The sequence below is a fragment of the Colwellia sp. E2M01 genome, from assembly GCF_018860585.1.
Taxonomy (GTDB): domain Bacteria; phylum Pseudomonadota; class Gammaproteobacteria; order Enterobacterales; family Alteromonadaceae; genus Colwellia.
The window spans coordinates 48,370-55,964 of record NZ_JAHKPR010000025.1; the positions used below are offsets into that span (position 1 = coordinate 48,370).

A 7,595-nucleotide genomic window follows, 5' to 3' on the forward strand; every position below is an offset into this window, starting at 1 on the left:
CAATACATTAAAACAATACAAATCAGAACCCCCTTGAAAATATTATCCCTAATAAAATATATTATTACAGCAATAAGTTATGGCGTATTAATTGCGGTTTTATTATTGCTACTAGTACCTAGCCTAGTACCTGGTTTAAGTGAATCAAATTTAATTGATCACCTATTTAAAGGTAATCAAACACAACAGGCACCATTATCGTTTGCCAAAGCGGTTAGTATGGCAAGTCCTGCTGTGGTAAATATTTACTCTGAACAAATTGAAGTAAACCCTCAATATGGTCGCGTTCCACGTAAAAGTACTCGCTTAGGCTCAGGCGTTATCATGAGTACTCAAGGCTACATTTTAACGAATCTGCATGTCATCAGAGAAGCTGATTTAATTCAAGTACTTTTACAAAGTGGCCAAATTTACCCTGCTGAATTAATAGGCTTTGATCATTATACCGATTTAGCCGTACTAAAAGTTAATGCGGTTAACCTGCCGGTTATTCCACATAAAGAAGAACAAACCTCATTGGTCGGCGACATAGTATTAGCTATTGGTAATCCTCTCAATTTGGGACAAACAGTAACCCAAGGTATTATTAGCGCTACTGGTCGTAATGGCTTGAGTAACACTAGTTACTTAGAGTTTTTACAAATGGACGCTGCTATTAACGAAGGAAATTCAGGTGGTGCGTTAATTAATAGCAATGGTATTTTAGTGGGTATCAATTCAAGAAAATTTACACAATCTAATCCCCAGTTATCCATTCAAGGGATATTTTTTGCCGTACCTTATCAACTAGCGAATAAGGTAATGCGACAGATAATTGAAAACGGCAAAGTGGTTCGAGGTTGGTTAGGTATTGCCACCAATAATTATAATACTAAACTAAAAGGTTTTGTGGTTGAAGAAATCGTAGAGGGTAGTCCTGCTCAATCAGCAGGCTTACAATTAGGTGACGTTGTTTATCAAATTGATGGGGAGTCAATACCGAATGTTACTGCCGCTTTAGATATCATTGCTGAAACGCAGCCTAATACCATATTAACATTTAAAATATACCGACAAGGTCAGCCAATCTCTACACAAGTTAGAATAATGGAGTTAATTAACTAGGTGCGATTGTAAGTTAGAGAAAGTAGTGAAGTGTTACTGGTATAGTTTAATTGCGAGTGTAGTACTTAACCCTCAACTTCAGTAATCATCTGCGCTGGCTTAAATAGTCACGCTACTATAGCGCATGAACTATTATGGCAAACGTATTACTCTGGCAAAATAGATGATAAACGCATGTTAAATAAAAAAGGCAGACTGTATTTTACAGTCTGCCTTTTTTGGATTTTTTATTTCAGTATTAAATTGACTGCACTAAATTTACTGCACTAAATTACTTCAGTTCAAGTAAGTATTTAACTAAGTTTTGATAATCTTGCTCAAAGTTATCTTTATCTAGTTTAGCCGCCTCTATTTTATACTTACCGTTAACAATAACCGTTGGAACACCTGTTAACGCACGCTTAGCTGACATCTCGTTTTGATTCTTTTTCAATGATTTTGCTTGGGCATTAACACTAAAGCTCTTCATTAGTTTATCGAACTTATCACCATCAGCACCGTTGGTTACAAATAAGTTACGTAAGTCACTTTCAGAAGTAATTACAGCACGTTGTACATGAATGTAGTTAAAGATAGCACCAATGTATTTATCAGCATCACCTAGTTGTTCAGCAACAATAGTCGCCTTAGTGACCATTTCTTGAATTTTAGGGCTAGCAGCGCGAAGAAAATCAACATGGTTACGTTCAAATGCTGAGTCTTCTGGTAAAACCTTTTTAAGATTATGCATTAACGGTTCAAATTTAAAACAATGTCCACAATAAACAGAGAAATACTCACGTACTTCTTTCTTACTGCTAACGGTTTCATTTACTTTAGTGTATTGCTTACCTTCAGTATACTTTTCGGCACAAGCGCCAATTGATAATGCTAATAGTGGCATTAATAAAAGAGATTTTAATAATTTATTCATTCTTATCTATTTCCTAAAATAAAAGTAAGTTGCCTCGTTAAACTTAACGAATGCTAAAAATTCTGTAAGCTAAGTGGTGGCTGTTGTAATGCTGACATTTGCTCTTTAAGCATCAATATTTGCTGTTCCCAATATTTTTCTGTATTAAACCACGGAAAATTTTGTGGAAAAGCAGGATCTTGCCAACGTTTGCATAACCATGCCATATAATTTACCACACGCATAGTTCTTAATGATTCTATCAAGAGAAGCTGTTCGTTTTCAAACGTAAAGAACTCTTCGTAGCCCATTAATAATGTATCAAGTTGTAACAGTTGCTGTTGTCTGTCACCAGAAAGCATCATCCACAAATCTTGAATTGCCGGTCCGGTTCGACAATCATCAAGATCTACAAAGTGCGGACCTTCATCACGCCACAAAATATTACCAGCATGGCAATCGCCATGTAAGCGTATTTGTGGAGTGTGTTTTGCGGGTAAATATTGCTTAGCAGCAAGTTCAATGACTTGATCTAAAATAGTAAAAAAAGCGGTAGATAAACTTTTAGGTACATAGTTTGAAGTAATGATAGTTTCACGCGCTTGATAAAGTAACTCATCAGTATTAAAGCTTGGTCTTTGTTGAAAGTTATTTTGTGATGATACCGCATGAATACGACCTAAAAATCGCCCCATCCATTCTAATTGGTCAAGGTTGTCAACTTCAAAAATACGACCGCCACGGCAAGGAAACACCGCAAAGTGATAACCTTGGTATTCAAACAAACTTTGCCCATTTATTTGTAAGGGCGCCACAATGGGTAACTCTTGCTCTTCTAACTCAAACGAAAACTGATGTTCTTCTAATATTTGCGAAAGTTGCCAACGTTGTGGTCGATAAAACTTAGTAACATATTTTACTAAGTTATCATCATGAAATTGATACACACGGTTTTCATAGCTGTTAAGAGCCAATAAACCACTGTCTACCGTGAAACCTACACTTTCTAAACCATCAATAATTAAATCAGGTGACAGTGCGCTAAAGTCGAATGATGCCATTAGCGTTTATTAAAAAATCGGCTTTCTTGCTCGATTTTAGCATCAGATTCAGGTGAAATTTGCTCTACCACAAAGGTAATGTCGTTCATATATTTATCCAAATCATAAGGGTCAACCGCAATACTAATAGGCAAGGTGGAAACAGTAGCGGCTTTAACAGTGATCTCTTGATCACCATTCCATTTAGCGTTTTCAATGCCTTTAACAGATAACTTATAAGTATTATCAGTTTGTGACATATTAAGAATTTTTAAAGTGTAAACATTTTCTATTTCACCATCAAAGTTTTCACGCGCTAATTCAGTACGGTCACGAATAATATCTAACGATAGAGGTACACGATTTACTATTTCAAATATTAGCAATGTACTCATTATTAACAGCACTACTGCGTAGCCTATGAGTTTGGGACGCAAGATGTGAACTTTTTTGCCTTTCAGTTCATGCTCAGTAGTGTAGCGAATAAGTCCTTGTGGGTAATTCATTTTGTCCATTACGCCATTACAAGCATCAACGCAGGCGCCACAGTTAATACATTCATATTGCAATCCATTACGAATATCAATGCCGGTTGGGCACACTTCAACACATAAATTACAATCGATACAATCACCTAGTCCTTTAGCTTTATGGTCGTCTTTACGACTACGAGGCCCTCTACTTTCACCCCGGTTACTATCATAGGAAACCGTTAATGTGTCTTTATCAAACATAGCAGATTGAAAACGCGCATAAGGACACATGTGTAAACAAACAGTTTCACGCATCCAACCTGCATTGCCGTAGGTTGCAAAGGTAAAGAAAATTAAAATACCAGCCATTGCCAAACTAGTATTAAAGGTAAAGACATCAACAAATAAAGCTTCCATTGGCGAGAAATAACCCGCAAAAGTCATGGCGGTAAACAGTGAAAACAGTAACCATGCGCTATGTTTTAAAGTTTTTCTAATCACTTTATTAGCATTCGTTTTTTGAGCATCCAATTTACGACGCTGGTTTGCGGTGCCTTCAATTTTTTCTTCAAACCAGATAAAAATAAAAGTCCAAACCGTTTGTGGACACATATAGCCACACCACACGCGCCCAAGAAAAACGGTAACAAAGAATAGTAAAAAAGCGCTAATAATAAAAAGCCACGCTAATAAGGTTAAATCTTGCGGCCATAACGTTAAACTCCACAAGGTAAAGCGCTGCTCGCTAATATCAAATAATACCGCTTGGTGACCATCGTACTGAAGCCACGGAATAATCAAAAAGAAAGCAAAATAAACTAAGTTCATTCTTTGCCTTAGTTTTTGAAAAAAACCTGAAAATTTACGAACGTAAATTTGGTCTCCCGGCGCATAACGCGCTTTACCTGTATTTTTATTGCCGTGAATTTTTACATTTTTAACCGGAATATGTTGCTCTACTACAGCTTTACTTTTATCACCTGTAGCTGATGATTGGTCATTTATTGTCACAATAAATCCTTGAATAGCGGAAAAAAGTCACCATTAATAGCGTAACTCGCGTATCAACAAGAGTCGTAATTTTATTAATAATAACATTTAATAGATAATATATTATTACCTTAACGATACTAATTGATATAAAATCGATTTATATCACTATTATATGGAAAATTATGAAGCATTTATTATTCTTGATCGTCGCAGCTGCAGTTTATTTACATTTTTACCCTAATGAAGAAGTAACTAAGTTCTATAACGAGCAAAAAACAGCCGCTCAATCGATGTTTTCTGACTTTAGTGATACTAAAATCCGTTTAAAGGCCGATAAAGTCTATACGGATTTGGAAAATAAATTAGATCGATTTTCAGATAAAGAAGTACAGCATTTAAAAGAAATTACCGCTTCAAGAGATGATGTAAAATTATATTATTTCACTATTTGTAAAACTGAAAAAAGAGATATAATTTTTCATATTAATAATGAACAACTTGTTTGCAATACAATAAGTAAGTACACAAACCTACTTTAAGTGTTGATTGATACAAAATAACACTGTGTTATTTGTCTACAGCTTGAGTCTCCTCCTCCTTTTAACGACTAGCAACCTAGAAATGCTAGTCGCTGCATCCACCGCCATAATATCTAACTTATTTTGTAATAATTCTATGATAGGGTTTACCTATTATCATGATAGATTTAATCAACTGTACTCAACTAAGTAGTTTTATCATAATAGCTTCAACAACAAGGCATTACTAATTAGTCTTATTAATTAAGCGCAATACAAGTGAACTTGACTGTACTTAATTTAAAGTTGACACTGAACTCGTATTAACAAATACCCAAATTAATTAACTTATAAAGGATCTCAATATGTTTAAAGATATTACCGGTCAAAAAGTTCCAACTATTACCTTTCCAATAATGACTGATGACACATGGAGCACTCGTAATTATGACGATATTTTTGCGAACAAAACAGTTGTTGTATTCTCATTACCAGGCGCGTTCACGCCAACCTGTTCTTCATCACATTTACCTCGTTATAACGAATTAGCACCAGTATTCTTTGCTAATGGTGTTGATGAAATAGTATGTGTTTCAGTAAACGATACCTTCGTTATGAATGCTTGGGCACAAGATCAAGACGCCGAAAACATTAGCTTTATTCCTGATGGAAATGGTGAGTTTACTGAAGGCATGGGATTATTAGTAGACAAAGCAGCCATTGGTTTTGGTAAGCGCAGCTGGCGTTATGCTATGTTAGTTAAAAATGGCGTAATTGAAAAAATGTTTATTGAGCCTAATGTTCCAGGCGACCCGTTTGAAGTATCAGATGCCGACACTATGCTTAACTACATTAACCCTGAAGCAGCGCAAAGTAGCGAAGTAGCTATTTTCACTAAGCCTGGTTGTTCACATTGTACTAAAGCTAAAGCCTTATTAACTGAAAAAGGCATAAAGTATGAAGAGTTAGTGCTAGGTGAAAACACTACCATCAGTGCTATGCGTGCAACATCAGGTGCAGATACAACACCACAAATATTTATTGATGGTAAGTGTATTGGCGGTAACGATGAGTTAGTTAAATACTTTAGCTAAAACTGACTTTATACAGTTAATTTTCACTATTAGTGATTAATCAACTAAGCTAACCTGCCCTAAAAACACAATGATGATATACTCTCGTCATTGTGTTTTTTTATGTCCGATTTTTGGCATAATTTACTGGAATAAATAATGGATAATCAGCCTTATAACCCGCTACATGGTTTGACGTTAAAAACCATTGTGACTGAACTTGAAGCTTATTTTGGCTTTGAGACATTAGGTAAAACAATTAAAATAAAATGCTTTACTGACAACCCAAGTATTCAGTCAAGCTTAAAGTTTTTACGCAAAACGCCTTGGGCAAGAGAAAAAGTAGAACAACTCTACATTAAAAATAAGAACAAAATTCATAAATAGATCATGATAAGTGCTTGGCTAATATATTAAAAAATCTATAATATAGCCGACTTCATTATTAAGATGCCGTTAAATTGCAGTAAAACTACTTTTAAGCCGCAGATTTATACTTAAAACTTTACCATTTACTTAATAGAAAACTTCCTATGTCTGACGCTACACAATATATTCTTACTTGGCAATGCCCTGATAACACAGGTGTTTTAGCCAAAGTTTCGCAAAGCCTATTTTTACATGGCGCGTTTATTACCGAAACATCGCAGTACAGTGATCCATACACCGAGACATTTTTCTCACGTATCGCTTTTGATGATCGCAACTTAACAGTTTCAAGTAATGAGTTTATTGAAGCGTTAGAAGAGTTAGCAAAACCGCTTGGTATGCAATATCAATTTCGTAAACGTGAAGATGTGCCAAACATTTTAATTGCAGTGTCTAAAGATGATCACTGTTTAGTATCACTGTTAACCAAATGGCGATCAGGTGTTTTACCTATTAATATTGTTGGTGTTATTTCTAATCATAAAGATTGCCAACCATTAAGTGAATGGCATAATGTGCCTTTTTATCATTTCCCGATAACGGCAGATACGAAACCACAACAAGAAAAACAAATAACAGATTTAATGACTGAACTTGACGTTGATTTACTCGTTTTAGCGCGTTACATGCAAATATTATCTGATGATTTATGCCAAAAATTAGCAGGTAAAGCGATTAACATTCATCACTCGTTCTTACCAAGCTTTAAAGGTGCTCGTCCTTATCATCAAGCTCATTCTCGTGGTGTTAAAGTTATTGGTGCAACCGCACATTATGTAACAGCTAATCTTGATGAAGGTCCAATTATTGCCCAAGAAGTTAAGCCAATTAATCATACCTTTACTATTGAACAAATGGTGCACATGGGACATGATTTAGAAGCGACAGCTCTAAGTCATGCAGTACGTATTCATGCTGAACAACGTGTTTGTATTAATGGTGATAAAACGGTTATTTTGGCATAAAAACTTTATTAATTTAGCCAAAATAAGTGAACATAATAAAACACCATACCTGAACAGTTATGGTGTTTTTTTTCATCTCACTTTTTGTCTAATACCAATTCCGATAAT

General features: G+C 35.2%; 8 protein-coding genes. 5 read left to right on the forward strand and 3 right to left on the reverse strand.

All coding sequences use genetic code 11. The features are described 5' to 3' along the window. Nucleotides 1–33: 33 nt before the first annotated feature. On the forward strand, nt 34–1,104 hold the full coding sequence (locus tag KO502_RS05360; RefSeq protein ID WP_216021538.1) for a trypsin-like peptidase domain-containing protein: 1,071 nt from the start codon (nt 34–36) through the stop codon (nt 1,102–1,104). Nucleotides 1,105–1,375: 271 nt separating this feature from the next. Here KO502_RS05360 and KO502_RS05365 read toward each other — a convergent pair whose 3' ends face one another. From KO502_RS05365 to ccoG, 3 genes are read right to left on the reverse strand one after another with little or no spacing between them, the layout of a single operon-like run. Then, nucleotides 1,376–2,017 carry a thiol:disulfide interchange protein DsbA/DsbL gene (locus tag KO502_RS05365; RefSeq protein ID WP_216021539.1) on the reverse strand — a complete coding sequence of 214 codons (642 nt, stop codon included), beginning with the start codon at nt 2,015–2,017 and terminating at the stop codon, nt 1,376–1,378. Nucleotides 2,018–2,070: 53 nt separating this feature from the next. After that, nucleotides 2,071–3,057, reverse strand: a complete 987-nt coding sequence (locus KO502_RS05370) for a serine/threonine protein kinase (RefSeq protein ID WP_216021540.1) — start codon at nt 3,055–3,057, stop codon at nt 2,071–2,073. Next, nucleotides 3,057–4,520: a cytochrome c oxidase accessory protein CcoG gene (gene ccoG / locus KO502_RS05375; RefSeq protein ID WP_216021541.1), complete on the reverse strand. Its 1,464-nt coding sequence runs from the start codon at nt 4,518–4,520 to the stop codon at nt 3,057–3,059. Before ccoG ends, KO502_RS05370 begins: the two co-directional genes overlap by 1 nt. Nucleotides 4,521–4,684: 164 nt before the next feature. Between ccoG and KO502_RS05380 the strand changes: the two genes are divergently transcribed. The 4 genes from KO502_RS05380 to purU all read left to right on the forward strand — a co-directional run bounded on the left by KO502_RS05380 (nt 4,685) and on the right by purU (nt 7,487). After that, nucleotides 4,685–5,041, forward strand: coding sequence for a hypothetical protein (locus KO502_RS05380; RefSeq protein ID WP_216021542.1), 357 nt, complete (start codon nt 4,685–4,687; stop codon nt 5,039–5,041). 344 nt (nt 5,042–5,385) lie between these two features. Then, entirely contained in the window at nt 5,386–6,114 is a 729-nt protein-coding gene (locus KO502_RS05385) for a glutathione peroxidase (RefSeq protein WP_216021543.1), read from the forward strand. A gap of 138 nt (nt 6,115–6,252) precedes the next feature. Continuing rightward, nucleotides 6,253–6,480, forward strand: coding sequence for a VF530 family protein (locus tag KO502_RS05390; RefSeq protein ID WP_216021544.1), 228 nt, complete (start codon nt 6,253–6,255; stop codon nt 6,478–6,480). A gap of 146 nt (nt 6,481–6,626) precedes the next feature. After that, nucleotides 6,627–7,487 carry a formyltetrahydrofolate deformylase gene (gene purU, locus KO502_RS05395; protein WP_216021545.1) on the forward strand — a complete coding sequence of 287 codons (861 nt, stop codon included), beginning with the start codon at nt 6,627–6,629 and terminating at the stop codon, nt 7,485–7,487. Nucleotides 7,488–7,595: the final 108 nt, after the last annotated feature.